We start from the raw sequence: 17,781 nt of genomic DNA on the forward strand, positions 1-17,781 counted from the left end.
ATTTGTCAAGAACATGTTTTGTGTTAAAATTTTTAAATAAAAATAAAAATGCTACCCCACAACATTAAGTTGAAGTGGAGTAGCATTTTTTATTTACGCAGCTTTCTTACTGTATCTTCATCTGGTGTAACAAACACTGTCTTCTGTTCAAAATAAATAACGAAACCTGGTTTTGAACCATTAGGCTTTTTCACATGCTTCACATCAGTATAATCAACAGGTACCGATGATGATTCGCGCGCTTTACTGAAATAGGCGGATAACATCGCAGCTTCTAGAATCGTTTCTTCATCAGGCGCATTGTCATGTATAACAACATGAGAACCTGGGATATCCTTCGTATGAAGCCAGACATGATTGCGGTCTGCAACTTTAAACGTTAAATAATCATTTTGCTTATTGTTTTTACCTACAGAGATTTGAATGCCGGAAGAAGCTGTATACGTTTCTGGTTTTGGTTTCTTAGGTCTCTTTTTCTTACGAGATTTACGTGCCCTCATCAAACCTAGCTCTGCTAATTCTTCCCGAATTTCTTCGATATCTTCAGGGGAGGCTTGCATCACCTGTTGTTTGAGCATTTCGAAGTACTCGATATCCTCAGCAGTTTTTTTAAGTTGTTCGGCAATCATAATAAGCGCTGTTTTAGCTTTCGAATAACGTGAATAAAACCTCTGTGCGTTTTCAATTGCCGTTTTTCTTGGGTCCAAAGGGATTGTAATCATCGTTCCTTGTTCATAATAGTTATCAACGACAGCTTCTAATTGTCCTTTTTGTATTGCATAACTATTAGCGGTGAGTAATTCCCCGTACAATTGGAATGTATCAAGTTTCCCAGCTGATTCTCTTTCCTTCGTAAGCTTTTTAGTTTTCGTTACTAATTTTGTGATTTCATTGTCTAGCCAGCGTTCAAGGTCAGCGGCTTGGGATTTAACGCGCTCTCTTTCTGCGCGCTCGAAATACACTTTATCAAGCAGTTGACTCACTGTGCTAAATTCAGCAATTGTTTTATCAACATGCGTTAAGGAGGCAGCAGAAAACACCATCTTCTTTTCTTTAATAGAAAGATTTGGATGACTTTCTTCACCATTGAATGACGAGAGAAACGATTTGAATATTTTATACGAATCGTCGCCATTGTCATTTTGTAAACGGAATAAAAGTTCCTCTCCGTTAATCGGTGAAAAACCTGAAAATAGTTGTACAAAGCTCCGACCAGTTTCAAATTCAGGTAACATTTTTAAAAACTGCTCTTCAGTAACTTTGAACGGATCAAGTTTATCTTGGGGAGGTGCTGGAATGTATGGTTGTCCTGGTAATACAGTTCGATAACTGTTCACTGAAGGTGGCAAGTGTTTCTGACTATCAATAATTAACTGGCGCTCAGGATCAACGAGTATTAAGTTGCTGTGTCTCCCCATTATTTCGATGTACATTTTCCTGTAAATATCATCACCAAGCTCATTCTTTGCGCGGACATCTATTGAAATGATGCGGTCAGTTTCATGTTGGTTGATTGATGTAATAAATCCACCTTCTAGGTGCTTGCGTAGTACCATGCAAAACATTGGTGGCTCCGATGGATTTGTAATTGCTTCGTCTGTAAGCTGTAGTCGTGAATAGGATGGATGGATGGAAATAAGAAGTCGGTGATTGCTACCGCCAGAGCGGATAAGTAACACGACCTCCTGTGAATTAGGCTGATGAATTTTAGAAATACGTCCGCCAATTAAGACTTGTAGTTCCTTAACCATCGCCGTTGTGAATAAACCGTCAAATGCCATAATAATTCCTCTTTCACTTCGTTTTGTTCCATTTTAGCACTCTAAGCTTCTTTTATGGTATAATATGAACATGTTGTTTTGAATAAAAATCGCTTATTGAATAAGTGAAATGGACAAGAAGAGGGATCAGATGTACAAAAAACGTGGACTTTTAATCGTTCTTTCTGGGCCATCCGGTGTAGGTAAAGGAACGGTAAGGAAAGAACTTTTTACACAACCGAACACGAACTATGAATATTCGGTCTCGATGACGACAAGAAGTCCAAGAGAAGGCGAAGTGGACGGCGCTGATTACTTCTTTAAGTCGAGAGATGAATTTGAGAAACTTATTGGAGAAGGTAAGTTACTTGAGTATGCAGAATACGTTGGGAATTATTACGGGACGCCATTAGACTATGTGAATGCAACACTTGATGCGGGTCGTGATGTGTTCTTAGAAATTGAAGTCGTGGGTGCAGCACAAGTACGCGAAAAAGCACCTGATGGTCTATTTATATTTCTTGCACCACCAAGCTTATCTTCACTTGAAGACCGTCTCATCGGAAGAGGGACTGAAACTTTAGAAGTGATTAAGTCAAGAACAAAGAAAGCACGTCAAGAACTTGAAATGATGAATTTATACGACTATGTTGTAGAGAATGATGAGGTTCAAAATGCATGTGATCGCATAAATGCAATTGTAACTGCCGAGCATTGTCGTAGAGACCGTGTAGAAAAAAGATATGTCCAGATGTTGGAAGGGGAATATTAAATGTTAAATCCATCAGTTGATTCATTAAAAGAAAAGATTAACTCGAAATACATTCTTGTTACAGTTGCTTCAAAACGTGCTCGTGAGATTCAAGAAGAAGGTAATATGTTACTAACAAAGTATCAGTCGAATAAGAACGTAGGGAAAGCACTTGAAGAAATTGCTGCAGGTGTATTATCTAAAACAATTTCTGATGAATCAATTATTTACGAAGACGAAGTTTAATACTACCCATTGTAATAAAATACGTATAAATTTATTTTTTACCTCACTATTATAGTAACTATGTAGCACTCCCTTAGAAACGAGATTTTCTTTGGGAGTTTGTTATTTTAGAAAGGAAGAGAGCGGTGCTTTTAAATAAAAAAGTTCTCATCTGCGTAACGGGTGGAATTGCGGTCTATAAAGCTGTAGCGCTTGTTAGTAAGTTGTCACAAGCTGGAGTGGAAGTTAAAGTTATTATGACTGATTCAGCAATGAAGTTCGTCACACCTCTATCGTTTCAAGTAATGTCGCATAATGATGTATATTTTGATACTTTTGATGAAAAAGATTCACAAGTAATCGCACATATTGATTTAGCAGATTGGGCAGATTTAATCATTGTAGCTCCTACAACAGCAAATGTAATTGGCAAGGTTGCAAATGGAATTGCAGATGACATGGTAACTACTGTTCTTCTGGCAACGAAAACTGAAGTTTGGATTGCACCTGCTATGAATGTGAATATGTATGAAAATAAATCGGTTGTTCGTAATATTGCTACACTACATAATGACGGTTATCGATTTATTGAGCCATCAGAAGGATTTTTGGCTTGCGGCTATGTAGGTAAAGGTCGCCTCGAGGAACCAGAAAAAATTGTTGGGCTTGTAAGAGAACATTTTGAATCAAATGACCTACCGCTTAAAGGAAAAAAAGTGATTATTACTGCTGGACCAACGCGAGAGCGGATCGACCCAGTTCGTTATGTATCAAACTTTTCTAGTGGGAAAATGGGTTATGCGATGGCTGAAGCAGCGTTTCAATTGGGTGCTGATACAACGCTTATTTCAGGGCCTGTGTCACTTGAGAAACCACAAGGCGTAAATGTAATAAATGTTGAGAGTGCAGCTGAAATGCTTGAAGCTGTGAGTGCAGTTTACGATGATGCGGCAATTGTTATAAAATCAGCAGCTGTAGCAGATTATCGTCCAGCAAAAATACAACTACAGAAAATTAAAAAGTCGGACGGGGACTCTGTCATTGAACTTGAAAGAACGACGGATATTTTAAAGACACTTGGTGAAAAAAAAGAGAAGCAGTTAATTGTTGGTTTCGCAGCTGAAACTGAAAATGTGCTGCAAAATGGCATGAAAAAACTTCAAAGTAAAAACTTAGATTTTATTATTATTAACGATGTAACAGATCCAAATGGTGGATTTGGAAGTGAGACGAATGTGGTTACATTACTTTCAAAAAACGGAACAAACAAATTGTATCCAGCCATGTCAAAAAAAGAATTAGCACTTCTTTTACTGCAAGCTATTATTGAAGAGAATCGACAGTATTCATGATTGCTGAAGTAATTGTTGATGTAGCGGCCTATCCAATAGATAGGCCGTTTGATTATATTGTTCCGAAGGCTATTATTTCAACTATTGAACCTGGTGCAAGAGTTAAGGTACCATTCGGGCCCAGAAAAGTACTTGGTTATGTGACATTGTTGAAAAGTGAAAGTGAACTTGATGTTGATAAATTAAAGTCGATTGATGAACTGATTGATCTAGATCCAGTCATATCTGAAGAGTTACTTGGACTTTCAAAATGGTTGGCAAACCATACATTATCCTACGAAATTGATGCACTGCAAGTCATGTTACCGGCTGCAATGAGGGCTAAGTATGAAAAGTTTATGCTAATCGATGATTTAGATAAAATCACTGATGAAGATTTTAAATGTTTTCTAGCTGGACGTAAACGCGTGGCGATGAAAGAAGCGGAAACTGCGGGACTTCTTTCTAAACTGAAAAGATATGTGAAAGAAGGTTTTATTACCGTAGATACAACCGTTCAGCAAAAGACAGCTATGAAAAAGCAACGAATGATTCATATTGCTGGTGGCGTTGAGCTTGAACGGGTTAAAGCTATATTAAGTCAAAATGCAAAAAGGCAAATTGAGCTTATTAACTGGATGATTGAACACGAAGGTAAGACGATTAGCGCAAAGAGTTTATTTGGAAAGACTAATATTCAACCTGCTGTATTAAAATCGTTGCTCGAACGAGGGGCGGCCAGCGAGGAATACTTGGAAATATATCGTGAGCCAGATGCATCGGAATTAAAAGATGTGCCAATTCCTCAAAATTTAACAGACGAACAAACAGTTGCGTTAACCGCAATTTCAACTTCGTTTAGTAAGCAAAAAGCGGAAACATTTCTTCTCCACGGTGTCACTGGAAGTGGTAAAACAGAGATTTACTTGCGTTCGATAAAAGAAGTTTTATCCACTGGGAAAGAAGCAATCATGCTTGTCCCTGAAATTTCATTAACCCCACAAATGACCGCTAGATTTAAGGCCCGTTTTGGATCACTCGTCGCGGTTATGCACAGTGCCTTATCTGTGGGAGAAAAGTATGATGAATGGCGAAAAATTCAGCGCGGCGAAGTGAAGGTTGTCGTAGGTGCAAGGTCTGCGATATTTGCGCCTTTTCAAAACCTTGGAATTATTATTCTTGATGAAGAACATGAATCAACCTATAAGCAAGAAGATACCCCACGCTATCATGCAAGAGACGTCGCCATTAAGCGATCTGAATATTATGGTTGCCCAGTAATACTAGGCAGCGCAACACCTTCGCTAGAGTCCTATGCACGAGCATCAAAGGGTGTTTATACATTACTAACACTTATGCAACGCGCAAGAAATCAGCAACTTCCTACAGTAAATGTTGTCGATATGCGTGAAGAATTGAAATCAGGAAATCGTTCCATGTTCTCGGTTGATTTGGCGGATGCAATTCGAAAAAGATTGGAATTAAAGGAACAAATTATTTTGTTTCTCAATCGTCGTGGCTTTTCTTCCTTCGTTCTTTGTAGGGATTGCGGTACGACTGTAGAATGCCCTAACTGTGATATCTCGCTGACGTATCACCGTGCGCACGAACGGCTGAAATGTCATTACTGCGGACATGATGAAATTGTGCCCCTCGTTTGTCCGGAATGCGCCAGTGAACATATTCGTTTTTTTGGTACGGGTACTCAAAAAGTGCAAGAGGAAATCGCAAGTTTATTTCCAGAAGCACGTGTCCTTCGTATGGACGTTGATACGACAAGGCAAAAAGGCTCTCATGAACGACTTCTAAAACAGTTTAGCGAGGGGAAAGCTGATATATTACTTGGCACGCAGATGATTGCAAAGGGACTTGATTTCCCGAACATTACACTTGTCGGTGTTTTAGCTGCAGACACGACATTACATTTAGCTGATTTTCGGGCTGCAGAAAAAACGTTTCAACTAATGACACAAGTAAGTGGACGTGCGGGTAGGCATGAATTACCTGGAGAGGTTTTCATTCAGACTTATTCTCCAGAGCATTATGCAATTGAGCTAGCTAAGGATCAGCATTATGAGCCTTTTTACAAAACTGAAATGGCTGCTAGAAGGCAATTTGGCTATCCGCCTTTTTATTTCGTGACACTTATACAGTTTTCGCATGAAGATTTATTGAAGGTAGCTGACTATGCAGAAAAAGGTACAAGCTTTCTCAGGGAAAAGCTATCAACAGAAACAATGATTATTGGTCCGACTGCGGCAGCCATTAGTCGCGTCAACAATAGATATCGTTACCAATGTTTGATAAAATATAAACAAGAACCGAAGTTAACGGAAGTGCTACAACAACTTATAAAAATGTATAGAACAAGCTGGATTAAGTCAGGTCTAACAATGACTGTAGACATCGATCCTGTATCGATTTACTAACAGAAGGAAAAGAGGAATTGTGTTGGCTATAAAAGAAATCGTAAAACACCCTGCACCTATATTAATTGAAAAATGTAAGGAAGTTGTAAAGTTTGATAAAGAGCTTGCAACTTTGCTTGATGATATGTATGAAACTATGGTAGCTGCAGATGGAGTTGGGTTAGCTGCGCCGCAAATTGGTGTAGGGCTGCAAGTTGCAGTTGTTGAAGTAGACCAAGACTTAGATGTAATTGAGTTAATAAATCCTGTAGTAACTGCAATTGGTGGAGCAGAAATTGAAATAGAAGGCTGTCTTAGTTTTCCAGGATTATACGGAGAAGTAGAAAGACCTTTTTATGTGAAAGTAGAAGCGCAAGAAAGAGATGGATCATTATATGAAATTGAAGCAGAAGGTTATGAAGCACGTGCTATTCTTCATGAAATTGATCATTTAAATGGTATATTATTTGATTCGAAAATTATACGTATTGTGGATTTAGCTGAATTAGAAGCGTTGGAAGAGCTAGAAGAGGTTGGTGAAGATACATGACATCAATCGTCTTCATGGGAACACCGGATTTTTCAGTGCCCATTTTGTCAATGCTTCAAGAGAATGGTTATGAAATAAAGGCTGTCGTTACGCAACCGGACAGACCAGTTGGAAGAAAGCGTGTGTTAACACCGCCACCAGTAAAAGCGGAGGCACTCAGACTTGGACTACCAGTAATTCAACCAGAAAAATTGGTAGGTTCAGTAGAACTTAAAGAAATTATTGCCCTGAATGCGGACTTAATTATAACTGCTGCTTTTGGTCAATTATTACCAAAGGAACTTCTTGTTGCCCCAAAACTTGGTTGTATAAATGTACATGCTTCTCTATTGCCAAAATATAGAGGCGGTGCGCCGATTCATCAAGCTGTTATGGATGGTGAAACAGAAACAGGCGTTACAATTATGTATATGGTTGAAAAATTAGATGCGGGAGATATTATCTCGCAAGTTACTGTGCCAATTAAAGATACAGATGATACAGGATCATTATTTACAACACTCTCAGATGCTGGTGTAGCTTTATTAAAGGAAACATTACCTTCAATTGTTAATGGTACAAATGAGCGAATTGTCCAGGATGAATCACTTGTGACATTTGCGCGCAATATATCACGAGAGGCAGAACGAATTGACTGGAAGCAAGACGGAAAAGCAATCTATGATAAAATTAGAGGGCTTCACCCTTGGCCAGTAGCCTATTCAGTCTTTCAAGAGGCTAACATTAAAGTTTGGTGGAGTGAAAAAGTCGAGACAACATCGAATGCAGAACCTGGGACAATCATTAATATTGAACTAGATCGTATCATCGTGAAGACTGGCGATCACATTGCCATTGCAATTACAGATATACAGCCTGCCGGGAAAAAACGTATGACAGCGGAAGTATTTATCCGCGGTATAGGAGCGGCATGGAATAAAGGGGATCAATTCGAATGAACAAAAACACAAATAAGAATCGCAAAATATGGAACGGTAACGTACGGGATGCAGCACTCGCAATCTTAATAGAGATTGGTGAAAATCAGGCTTATAGTAATCTTTTGCTTCATAGAACAATTGAGAAATATGAAATTGAAGCGAAAGACAGAGGGCTATTAACAGAGCTAACATATGGAACATTACAACACCGTATGACACTTGACTACTATTTAGAGCCATATGTTCGTGGGAAGCTTGATAGTTGGGTTCGTGAATTACTTCGAATGTCTATCTATCAGATGGTTTATTTAACAAAAATTCCATCTCATGCAGTCGTTAACGAAGCGGTAAAAATAGCTAAGAGACGTGGACATAAAGGTATTGCACCAACTGTAAATGGGATTTTACGCTCATTTATTAGAGAAGGTGTCCGGTCGTTAGACAAGCTTGAAGAAGGTGTCGCGAAAATTGCCATAGAAACGAGCCATCCAGAGTGGTTAATAGCAAGATGGATTGAACTTTATGGTACTGAAGAAGCGACAATTATGGCACATGAAAATAACAATCCAGCTGCGATTTCACTTAGAGTAAATACAGCGAAAATGTCTCCAGAAGATGCTGTTTCTGCACTACAGGCAGAAGGATTTAATGTTAGAAAAGGAGAAGTAGTTCCAGAATGTTTAATTAGTGAATCTGGAAATCCCTCTCAAACAGCAACTTATAAAAAAGGGCTAATTACAATTCAGGATGAAAGTTCAATGTTACCTGTCCACGCGCTTGATCTAGTACCAGGGATGAAAGTGCTGGATATGTGTGCTGCACCTGGTGGGAAAACAACGCATATTGCGGAAATGATGAATGATGATGGAGAAGTTTTCGCACATGATATTCATGAACATAAGATTGCGCTAATTGTAGCAAATGCGGAGCGACTGGGCCTGTCATCGATTACCGCGAAAAGTGGCGACAGCAGAAAATTAGTCGACCAATATGGGGAATCTTCATTTGACCGTATTCTCCTTGATGCTCCTTGTAGTGGTCTTGGTGTTATTAGAAGAAAACCTGAAATAAAATATGTTAAAACTGAAGAGGATTTAAAAGGTCTCATTAAAATTCAAACTGAACTTCTTGATACAGCTCAGTTATTGATTAAACCTAAAGGTGTAATTGTGTACAGTACATGTACTGTTGAATATGCAGAAAATCGCGGCATGGTCGACCGTTTTCTAGAACGCCATACGGATATGGAATTGATTCCACTACCGAATTTAGAGGACAATAAAAAATTAGCGATTACAGATCATACGGCTCAAGTACTGCCGCAACATTTCGGAGGCGATGGATTTTTCGTTGCTGCAATGCGAAAGAAAGCTTAAAAAAGCAAGTAGGATATTGTGCTGCAGAAAAGGAGGGATGAATCGTGCAATTTGAAATTCTTTCGGATATTGGTAGGAAAAGAATGGTCAATGAAGATGGTGCTGCTGTCTTTAAGTTGAATGAAAAGATTATACTAGCTGTTATTGCTGATGGAATGGGTGGTCATCAAGGTGGCGACTTTGCTAGTTCAACAGCCATTCGAGTCATCGGGGAAGAATTTATTAAGCTAAAGGAATCTGATTTCTTAGCTAGAAGTGATTGGGCCGAGTGGTTAAAGGAAACCGTTTATCATGTAAATCGTTTATTATTTAACTACGCAGAGGAAAATGAACAGTATAAAGGGATGGGAACCACATTAGATGTAGTGCTTATAATTGGTCGTTCATGCCTCATTTTTCATGTCGGTGACAGTCGTATATATGAGATAACTAAAAATGGTATAAACCAAGTTACACGAGATCATTCCTACGTAAATGTACTCATTGATAGTGGTGAAATTACGGAAGAAGAGGCGGCTGTTCATCCACAACGCAATTTGATTATGAAAGCCCTTGGTTCAGAAAGAACGATTGATCCAGACTTTCATACTATAGAACTTGAAGCAGAAATGTTTCTACTAATTTGTACAGATGGCTTAAGTAATAAAGTCGAGAGCACTACGATTCAAACTATTGTATTATCCGATAATACGTTGAATGAGAAGGCAGTAGAGCTAGTGAAAAAGGCAAATCAACTTGGCGGCGAAGATAATATATCTGTCATCCTTCTTAGACCAGTGGATACGGAGGTGTCGGCGCTATGATTGGTAAGCGAATTAGTGGACGTTATGAGATTATCAAGTATATCGGTGGCGGTGGTATGTCACGTGTATATCTTGCGCATGACATTATTCTTGACCGTGACGTCGCGGTTAAAGTATTAAGTTATGACTTTACTAACGAAGAAGAATTAAAAAGAAGATTTATGAGGGAAGCTTTATCAGCAACAAGTCTAACACATCCGCACATTGTTAATATTTTCGATGTCGGTGAAGATGGAGATATTCACTACCTCGTAATGGAGTATATTGAGGGGCAGACGTTGAAAGAGTTCATCGTTTCAAATGGTGCATTATCCCCTGAAAGAGCATTACCTATTATGAAGCAACTCGTTTCGGCGATATCTCACGCACATTATAATAATATTGTACATCGAGATATTAAGCCGCAAAACATTTTGATGGATCATGATGGGAATTTGAAAATAACGGACTTCGGTATTGCGATGGCGCTTAGTGCAACTGCGCATACGAAGACGAATTCTGTTCTTGGCACTGTGCATTATCTATCACCGGAGCAAGCTCGTGGTGGAATGGCAACGAAAAAATCAGATATCTATTCATTAGGCATTGTTTTTTATGAATTATTAACAGGAAATTTACCATTTTCCGGAGAGTCTGCGGTATCAATTGCTTTAAAGCATTTACAGGAAGAAACACCTTCAGTTCGTGCTTTGTTTCCGGAAATACCACAGAGTTTGGAAAATATAATATTAAAAACAACAGCAAAAGACCCAATATTTCGATATAGTTCAGCGGATGAAATTCAAGAGGATTTATCTACCGTTTTATCACCTGAAAGAGCCAATGAAGCTAAGTTTGTAGTATTTTATGAAGATGAGATGACACGCGCAATTCCAGTCGTTACGGATACGTCAAAGTTTAGTAATATAGCAGATACAAAAAAACATGAACCTTTACTAGTAGAAGAAGAACCAATCCCAGCACCTGTAAAGAAACGAAAAAAGTGGCCATTAATAATTGGTGGTTTAGTAGCACTATTTATTATTGCGCTTCTCATATTAATTCTACCTGGATTACTAGGTCTGAAAAAAGTGGAAGTACCACCAGTTTCTGGAAAAACTGAAGCAGAAGCAGTTGATTTACTTGAAGAATTAGGATTTAAAGTAGAAGAACGAATAGAGCTACCATCAGACGAATTTGAAGCAGGGAAAGCAATAAGTACCGTCCCTGAAGAGGGAAAGATAAGAGAAAAAGGTACAATTATCAAACTTTACGTAAGCGTAGGCAAGGAAACGATTGAATTAGATGATTATCGAGGACGGGATTATGATTCTGTAGTTGATATTCTAGATAAGCATAAGTTTAGATCAATTAAAAAAGATGATGTATTTTCTCCTAAACCAAAAGGGGAAATCTTAGAACAAAGTCTTGAAGAAAATGCTGAAGTAGTACCTAGTGAAACCGATTTAGTCTTTCAGGTGAGTAAAGGGAAAGAAATGATTGTTCTAAAAGATTTATCTGGATTTGATGAGTCTGAATTAAAACAATATGCAGCGAGTTCGGGTTTGAATGTATTTGTAGTAGACAAAGTAAAATCTTCAAGTGTGAGAGAGGGACATGTTATTCGGCAAAGCCCATTAAAGGATTCGGAAATTGAAAAAGGTGGAAAAGTTGAGGTAGTTATGTCGGCTGGGACACCAGAAAAACCGGTGAAGCATTTAGTACAGACAATTACTATTGAATATACTGGTGAGAAACCAATTATTGGTGAAGAATCAGATGAGCAAGAAGATGAAACAGAGGAAGAACAGCCAATAAAAACAGAAAAAGCACCACAAAAAATTCGTATTTATGTCCAAGATCGGAAAAACACAATGACGGATCCGTATGCCGAATTTATGATTACAGAAACGACAATGAAGGTAATAACAATTGAACTTGAAGAAGGGCAACGCGGCGCCTATAGAATTGAGAGAGACTCGACAGTTATTGCTGAAAAGACTTTCGATTATGGTGACACCAATTAGAAAGAAGGGGACACTTCTGGAAGGACAAATTAGGAAAGCAATTAGTGGGTTTTATTATATTGAAAAAGACGGGGAATTGATTCAATGCAAAGCACGTGGGGTATTTAGAAAAAGGGGTATTAATCCTTTAGTTGGAGATTTTGTAACGTATGAACCGGATGGGGATAATAATGCGTTAGTTACAGTTGTCCATGAAAGAAAAAACGAGCTCATTCGACCACCAATCTCCAATATAGATCAAGCACTGCTTGTTTTCTCGATTGTTGAACCAGCGTTTAGTCCTCATCTATTGGATCGATTTCTTACGGTTATAGAATCATACAAAGTTCAACCAGTTATTTGCTTAACGAAAAAAGATTTAGCTTCAGAAGATGTGTTAAAAAGCGTTATAGAAATTGCAAATTACTATGAAAAGATAGGATATACCGTACTGAATACTTTTATTGATGATGAAAATTTATTAAGTGTACTTCAACCAGTTATGGCTGGAAAGACTACAGTACTCGCAGGACAATCAGGTGTTGGAAAGTCAACTTTGTTAAACACAGTGCTTCCTGAACTTGATTTAAAGACTGGAGAAATATCTGAAGCACTTGGCCGTGGTAAGCATACGACACGTCATGTAGTGCTACTAGAAATTTTAGGTGGGCTCGTTGCAGATTCACCAGGATTTAGTTCGCTTGAGTTTGACCATATTAATAAAGAGAAGTTATCCGATTGCTTCATTGAAATGAAAGAAGCCTCTTCGGATTGTAAATTTAGAGAGTGCTTACATTTAAAAGAGCCTAAATGTGCTGTTAAAGAAAAAGTAGCAAGCGGAGAAATACTGAAGAGTAGATACGATAATTATGTGCATTTTTTAGAAGAAATAATTGACCGAAAGCCGAGGTATTAGAAGTATGATTAAAATAGCACCTTCAATTTTAGCAGCTGATTTTTCCAGACTGGCAGAAGAAGTAATCGAAGTAGAGAAAGCAGGCGCAGATCTTATCCATATTGATGTGATGGATGGTCATTTCGTTCCGAATATTACGATGGGCGCAATTGTCGTTGAAGCGCTTCGCCCAGTGACGAAACTACCACTGGATGTCCACTTGATGATTGAAAACCCAGACGCTTATATCGAACAATTTGCTAAAGCTGGTGCTGATTATATTACAGTCCATGTAGAGGCGTGCCGACATCTTCATAGAACGCTTCAGTTGATTCGTTCGACTGGTGTAAAATCAGGTGTTGTACTTAATCCGCATACGCCAGTAGAATCTATTCTGCATGTACTTGAAGAAGTTGATATCGTACTTTTCATGACTGTGAATCCTGGATTTGGTGGTCAAAAGTTTATCCATTCAGTGCTGCCTAAGGTTAAGCAGTTAGACACAATTATTAAGGAACGCGGGCTGCCGATTGAAATTGAAATTGATGGTGGCGTTGATGCAGAAACAATCATTCCTTGTGTTGAAGCTGGTGCGACTATCTTAGTTGCTGGTTCCGCAATATATAGTAAGGCAGATCGTGGGGTTGCGCTACGTCTTATAAAAGATGCTGGTGAAAGAGCAATTAAAAATTGAAATATGTCGTTATTTGTGCAGGCGGTCCACCAGATGAGATACCTGATCTAGCTGAATTTAAAGAACAAGCCATTTTTATCGGTGCAGATAGAGGGGCTTTTCATTTATTAGAAAAAGGGATTGTACCCAAGGAAGCCGTCGGTGATTTTGACTCTGTTTCAAAAACGGAATATGAAAGTATTAAAGATTCTGTTGAAATTGTTGAACAGTTCCGTAAAGAAAAAGATGAAACAGATACTGAATTAGCTGTTCTGCGCGCTTTGACTTATGAACCAGAACAGATTATTTTAACTGGTGTTACTGGTGGAAGATTGGATCATACGGAGTCAGTTCTCCATCTTTTATATCGATTCCAAATTGACTATCCAGAAACTTTGTTTTCAATTAGAAATCAATATAATGAATTATCGATGCTACTCCCTAAAGTTCACATAATAGAACGGGATGATCGATTTCCGTACGCGTCATTTTTCCCTTTTGGTGGCACTGTGAAAGGGCTTACGCTTACGGGGTTTAAATATGAAACTGTCGATGCTACGTTAGAAACAGGCACGACCAGATTTACAAGTAATGAACTCGTGACTTGTAGTTGTACTATCTCATTCATAGAAGGCATATGCTTAATGGTAAGGAGTTCAGATGCTTGAAAGGAGTGGGGAGTTGCGAGTTTATACATTTACATTACCGAAATTCGTGAGTGGCATTGTTAGAAAGTGTATGGTTGTGTTCAATAAAGAAGATCAACCGAAAGTCTCGAAAACTGCAATTAATAAAAAGAAGAAGAAACAAGAAAAAACGCCTGGCTGAAGAAATTCAGCCAGGCGTTTCGTTTTATTGTTCTAGGGTTAGACGCGTTGAACTTTCCCAGATTTAAGTGCTCTAGCAGAAACCCAAACACGTTTAGGTTTTCCGTTAATAAGAATCCGAACTTTTTGAAGGTTCGCACCCCAAGTACGTCTGCTTGAGTTTAATGCGTGGGAGCGAGTATTCCCTGTAGTAGCTTTACGACCTGTAATAACACATTGTTTAGCCATTCTTTTGTACCTCCTTGTTACTAAAAATTAAGTTATGCACAACTAAAAACTTATTCGCATACAATTTAATTTATCATAAAAAGTAACACATTGCAACCCATTTCTCTATATCTTTCAAGTGAAAGACCTTTACAGACTATTTGGAACGAAATTGCTTTCTTTTATTATAACGCCGGGTATAGTATAATAGGAATAATGGAAAAGGATGCGGAGGGATAAATCTATGTCAATAGAAGTGAAAAACGAATTCGGGAAAATCGATATTACAAATGATGTGATAGCTGAAGTAGTTGGTGAAGCAGCAATCGAATGTTACGGAGTAGTCGGTATGGCTTCAAGACATCAGATTCGAGATGGACTAACTGAGATTCTTCGGAAGGAAAGTTTTTCACGAGGCGTCATTGTAAGAAATATTGGAAAAGAAATTCACATTGATATGTATGTCATAATTGGTTATGGAACAAAAATTTCCGAAGTTGCCTACCAAGTGCAATCTAAGGTGAAATATACTTTGAAAAAAATAATAGGTTTGAACGTAGAAACGATTAATATTTTTGTACAAGGTGTCCGTGTGACGAACTTGTAGAAGGGGGAATTTATTGCAATGGGTTCTATTGATGGTTTTAAATTTGCTGAAATGGTGAAGTTAGGTGCACATCACCTTTTTCAAAATGCTGATTATGTTGATTCGTTGAACGTTTTCCCAGTCCCAGACGGGGATACTGGGACGAATATGAACTTATCTATGACTTCGGGAGCGAAAGAAGTAGAAGCGAATACAGTTTCACATATAGGTAAGACTTCTCAAGCTCTTTCAAAGGGCTTACTTATGGGGGCTCGTGGAAATTCTGGCGTAATTCTATCTCAGTTATTTCGTGGTTTCGGTAAAGCGATTGAAAATGAGTCGGTTATAGATGGTAAGCAATTTGCTGCAGCGCTAAAATATGGTGTTGAAACTGCGTATAAAGCGGTAATGAAACCTGTTGAAGGGACGATTTTGACCGTTGCTAAAGATGCGTCAAACGTGGGCGTTGTGAAAGCAGAAACGACAGATGATTTTATCGAAGTTATGGAAGCGATTGTTAAGGAGTCAAAAGCCTCATTGGAACGTACACCTGATCTGCTTTCTGTTTTAAAAGAAGTTGGTGTTGTTGATAGTGGTGGACAAGGATTGGTTTATGTATATGAAGGGTTCTTAGCTTGCTTAAAAGGTGAGGAATTGCCAGTTAGAACGGATGCGCAGGCAATTGACACATTGGTGAGTGCAGAACATAACCGTAGCCTACAGGGCTTCATGAACACAGAAGATATTGTCTATGGTTATTGTACAGAATTTATGGTTAAGTTTGAAGCGGATAAGATAGCCTATGATGAAACAAGTTTCCGTCAAGAGTTAAGCGTATTTGGAGATTCACTACTTGTGATTTCAGACGATGAAGTTGCGAAAGTACATATACATTCCGAGGAACCGGGTGATGTCCTTACTTTTAGTAAGAAATATGGTTCGTTAATTAAAATAAAAATAGAAAACATGCGTCAACAACATCTTGAATTAGTAGGTGAAAATCATTCTGTAGAAAAGCCTAAGTTTGTCAAGTATCCTTATGCAGTTGTAACAGTTGCAATGGGATCGGGAATTGCAGACTTACTAAAAAGCGTTGGAGCATCTGCTGTTATTGAAGGTGGTCAAACAATGAACCCTTCTACAGAGGACATTGTTAAGGCAATCGAAGAGATAGGTGCTGAGCGTGTTCTCATCTTGCCGAATAACAAAAATATTATTATGGCTGCCAAACAGGCTGCTGAAATTATCGGTATTGAAGCAGCGGTTGTACCAACCAAATCAGTTCCAGAAGGACTTGCCGCAATCCTTGCTTTTAATCCGGAAGTTGCTGTAAGTGTTAATGAACGTATGATGAATGAAGCTGCATCCCATGTGAAAACAGCTCAAATAACGCATGCAGTCAGAGATACGACAATAGATGGCATCGTGATAAAGAAAAATGAATTCATGGGTATTTCGGGTGGGAAAATTGTTATAGCAAATGCTTTGCTTGATGATGTGATGAAAGAGTTGCTGTCAACTATTATTGACGAAGATTCAGAAATTGTTACAATTTTCTATGGTGAAAATGTAACTAAAGAAGAAGTGACGTCAATTGAAAAATATATAGAAGATAATTTTGAGCATGTTGAAGCTGAGTTTTATAATGGAAAACAACCTCTTTACCCTTATATTATTTCAGTGGAATAATATAAGGGTTAATTTTCAAATTTGTATGAACTCTAGTATCAGGTGATTAGTATATATAGTTAGATTCTTTTGTTTAAAGTGTAAAGTTCGTATAAGGTATTGGTATGTCTATTTATTAGGGGGTATTCAATTGAAATTCAGGTCGGTATTTGATGTTATTGGTCCAGTAATGATTGGACCTTCATCTTCACATACAGCAGGTGCTGCGAAGATTGGAAGGGTTGCTCGTAATCTCTTTGGACGCCAACCCGAATGGGCGCGGATTCATTTATATGGATCTTTTGCAGAAACGTATAAAGGACATAGTTCTGACGTAGCTATAATAGGCGGATTGTTAGATTATGAAACTTTTGATGAGCGTATTAAAACTTCATTTAGCGAAGCGGAAAAAGTGGGCCTAACTTTTGAATTCATACCGGAAGAAGAAGAGATGCCTCATCCAAATACAGCGCGTATTGTCATCGGAGACGGCGAGAGTGTAATGGAACTCGTGGGGATATCTATCGGTGGTGGAAAGATTGAAGTTGTTGAATTAAATGGATTTCCACTTCGTTTATCAGGAAATTATCCGGCGCTTCTAGTCGTTCATGAGGACCGCGCAGGATTAATTGCAAGCGTTTCCAACGCGCTGGCCGAAAAAGACGTAAATATTGCCCATATGGAAGTTGGCCGAAAAGAAAAAGGTAAGATGGCACTTATGGTTATAGAACTCGATCAATTCATAGACGAGTCGATTATTGCAGAACTTAGTTCATTACCACATATTACACAAGTTTCTACGGTTGCTGATTAAGG

18 protein-coding genes are annotated in these 17,781 nt (G+C 38.4%); 16 read left to right on the top strand and 2 right to left on the bottom strand.

All coding sequences use genetic code 11. The features are described 5' to 3' along the window. Positions 1-89: 89 nt before the first annotated feature. Complete coding sequence (locus AC3RV6_RS04615; protein ID WP_489748285.1) at positions 90-1,781, bottom strand: Rqc2 family fibronectin-binding protein; 1,692 nt, start codon at positions 1,779-1,781, stop codon at positions 90-92. 130 nt (positions 1,782-1,911) lie between these two features. Here AC3RV6_RS04615 and gmk point away from each other — a divergent pair, with 130 nt between their 5' ends. From gmk to spoVM, 13 genes are all read left to right on the top strand, one after another. Then, the gene (gene gmk, locus AC3RV6_RS04620; protein WP_489748286.1) at positions 1,912-2,532 is read left to right on the top strand and encodes a guanylate kinase; all 621 of its coding nucleotides are present in this window, start codon (positions 1,912-1,914) and stop codon (positions 2,530-2,532) included. Beyond that, the gene (rpoZ, locus tag AC3RV6_RS04625; RefSeq protein ID WP_489748287.1) at positions 2,533-2,757 is read left to right on the top strand and encodes a DNA-directed RNA polymerase subunit omega; all 225 of its coding nucleotides are present in this window, start codon (positions 2,533-2,535) and stop codon (positions 2,755-2,757) included. A gap of 125 nt (positions 2,758-2,882) precedes the next feature. Further along, entirely contained in the window at positions 2,883-4,088 is a 1,206-nt protein-coding gene (coaBC, locus tag AC3RV6_RS04630; protein WP_489748288.1) for a bifunctional phosphopantothenoylcysteine decarboxylase/phosphopantothenate--cysteine ligase CoaBC, read from the top strand. Next, positions 4,085-6,496, top strand: coding sequence for a primosomal protein N' (gene priA, locus AC3RV6_RS04635; RefSeq protein WP_489748289.1), 2,412 nt, complete (start codon positions 4,085-4,087; stop codon positions 6,494-6,496). Before coaBC ends, priA begins: the two co-directional genes overlap by 4 nt. 22 nt (positions 6,497-6,518) lie before the next feature. Then, positions 6,519-7,025, top strand: a complete 507-nt coding sequence (gene def / locus AC3RV6_RS04640; RefSeq protein WP_489748290.1) for a peptide deformylase — start codon at positions 6,519-6,521, stop codon at positions 7,023-7,025. Then, a complete protein-coding gene (gene fmt, locus AC3RV6_RS04645; RefSeq protein ID WP_489748291.1) occupies positions 7,022-7,963 on the top strand; it encodes a methionyl-tRNA formyltransferase in 942 nt (313 codons plus the stop codon). Before def ends, fmt begins: the two co-directional genes overlap by 4 nt. Then, the gene (rsmB, locus tag AC3RV6_RS04650; protein WP_489748292.1) at positions 7,960-9,321 is read left to right on the top strand and encodes a 16S rRNA (cytosine(967)-C(5))-methyltransferase RsmB; all 1,362 of its coding nucleotides are present in this window, start codon (positions 7,960-7,962) and stop codon (positions 9,319-9,321) included. The genes fmt and rsmB overlap by 4 nt, the downstream gene beginning before the upstream one ends. A gap of 44 nt (positions 9,322-9,365) precedes the next feature. Next, the gene (locus tag AC3RV6_RS04655; RefSeq protein WP_489748293.1) at positions 9,366-10,124 is read left to right on the top strand and encodes a Stp1/IreP family PP2C-type Ser/Thr phosphatase; all 759 of its coding nucleotides are present in this window, start codon (positions 9,366-9,368) and stop codon (positions 10,122-10,124) included. Next, positions 10,121-12,130, top strand: coding sequence for a Stk1 family PASTA domain-containing Ser/Thr kinase (gene pknB / locus AC3RV6_RS04660; RefSeq protein WP_489748294.1), 2,010 nt, complete (start codon positions 10,121-10,123; stop codon positions 12,128-12,130). Before AC3RV6_RS04655 ends, pknB begins: the two co-directional genes overlap by 4 nt. Then, entirely contained in the window at positions 12,114-13,025 is a 912-nt protein-coding gene (gene rsgA, locus AC3RV6_RS04665; RefSeq protein WP_489749189.1) for a ribosome small subunit-dependent GTPase A, read from the top strand. Before pknB ends, rsgA begins: the two co-directional genes overlap by 17 nt. Before the next feature lie 4 nt (positions 13,026-13,029). Beyond that, on the top strand, positions 13,030-13,698 hold the full coding sequence (gene rpe, locus AC3RV6_RS04670; protein WP_489748295.1) for a ribulose-phosphate 3-epimerase: 669 nt from the start codon (positions 13,030-13,032) through the stop codon (positions 13,696-13,698). After that, positions 13,695-14,345, top strand: a complete 651-nt coding sequence (locus tag AC3RV6_RS04675) for a thiamine diphosphokinase (protein ID WP_489748296.1) — start codon at positions 13,695-13,697, stop codon at positions 14,343-14,345. Before rpe ends, AC3RV6_RS04675 begins: the two co-directional genes overlap by 4 nt. A 13-nt stretch (positions 14,346-14,358) precedes the next feature. Continuing rightward, complete coding sequence (gene spoVM, locus AC3RV6_RS04680; RefSeq protein ID WP_489748297.1) at positions 14,359-14,505, top strand: stage V sporulation protein SpoVM; 147 nt, start codon at positions 14,359-14,361, stop codon at positions 14,503-14,505. Positions 14,506-14,543: 38 nt separating this feature from the next. On the opposite strand, the gene rpmB is transcribed toward spoVM, so the two are convergent. Further along, a complete protein-coding gene (gene rpmB / locus AC3RV6_RS04685) occupies positions 14,544-14,732 on the bottom strand; it encodes a 50S ribosomal protein L28 (protein WP_489748298.1) in 189 nt (62 codons plus the stop codon). A 223-nt stretch (positions 14,733-14,955) separates the two neighbouring features. Here rpmB and AC3RV6_RS04690 point away from each other — a divergent pair, with 223 nt between their 5' ends. From AC3RV6_RS04690 to sdaAB, 3 genes are all read left to right on the top strand, one after another. Then, complete coding sequence (locus AC3RV6_RS04690; RefSeq protein WP_489748299.1) at positions 14,956-15,318, top strand: Asp23/Gls24 family envelope stress response protein; 363 nt, start codon at positions 14,956-14,958, stop codon at positions 15,316-15,318. A gap of 18 nt (positions 15,319-15,336) precedes the next feature. Continuing rightward, on the top strand, positions 15,337-16,986 hold the full coding sequence (locus AC3RV6_RS04695) for a DAK2 domain-containing protein (RefSeq protein WP_489748300.1): 1,650 nt from the start codon (positions 15,337-15,339) through the stop codon (positions 16,984-16,986). A 130-nt stretch (positions 16,987-17,116) separates the two neighbouring features. Beyond that, positions 17,117-17,779 carry an L-serine ammonia-lyase, iron-sulfur-dependent subunit beta gene (gene sdaAB, locus AC3RV6_RS04700; RefSeq protein ID WP_489748301.1) on the top strand — a complete coding sequence of 221 codons (663 nt, stop codon included), beginning with the start codon at positions 17,117-17,119 and terminating at the stop codon, positions 17,777-17,779. The last annotated feature ends 2 nt before the right edge of the window (positions 17,780-17,781 follow it).

Source organism: Sporosarcina sp. So3-204 (assembly GCF_058068165.1).

Coding starts and splice junctions, on each gene's coding strand:
- AC3RV6_RS04615 (WP_489748285.1), bottom strand. CDS start 1,781: ATGGCATTTGACGGTTTATTCACAACGGCGATGGTTAAGGAACTACAA.
- gmk (WP_489748286.1), top strand. CDS start 1,912: ATGTACAAAAAACGTGGACTTTTAATCGTTCTTTCTGGGCCATCCGGT.
- rpoZ (WP_489748287.1), top strand. CDS start 2,533: ATGTTAAATCCATCAGTTGATTCATTAAAAGAAAAGATTAACTCGAAA.
- priA (WP_489748289.1), top strand. CDS start 4,085: ATGATTGCTGAAGTAATTGTTGATGTAGCGGCCTATCCAATAGATAGG.
- fmt (WP_489748291.1), top strand. CDS start 7,022: ATGACATCAATCGTCTTCATGGGAACACCGGATTTTTCAGTGCCCATT.
- rsmB (WP_489748292.1), top strand. CDS start 7,960: ATGAACAAAAACACAAATAAGAATCGCAAAATATGGAACGGTAACGTA.
- pknB (WP_489748294.1), top strand. CDS start 10,121: ATGATTGGTAAGCGAATTAGTGGACGTTATGAGATTATCAAGTATATC.
- rsgA (WP_489749189.1), top strand. CDS start 12,114: ATGGTGACACCAATTAGAAAGAAGGGGACACTTCTGGAAGGACAAATT.
- rpe (WP_489748295.1), top strand. CDS start 13,030: ATGATTAAAATAGCACCTTCAATTTTAGCAGCTGATTTTTCCAGACTG.
- rpmB (WP_489748298.1), bottom strand. CDS start 14,732: ATGGCTAAACAATGTGTTATTACAGGTCGTAAAGCTACTACAGGGAAT.
- AC3RV6_RS04690 (WP_489748299.1), top strand. CDS start 14,956: ATGTCAATAGAAGTGAAAAACGAATTCGGGAAAATCGATATTACAAAT.
- AC3RV6_RS04695 (WP_489748300.1), top strand. CDS start 15,337: ATGGGTTCTATTGATGGTTTTAAATTTGCTGAAATGGTGAAGTTAGGT.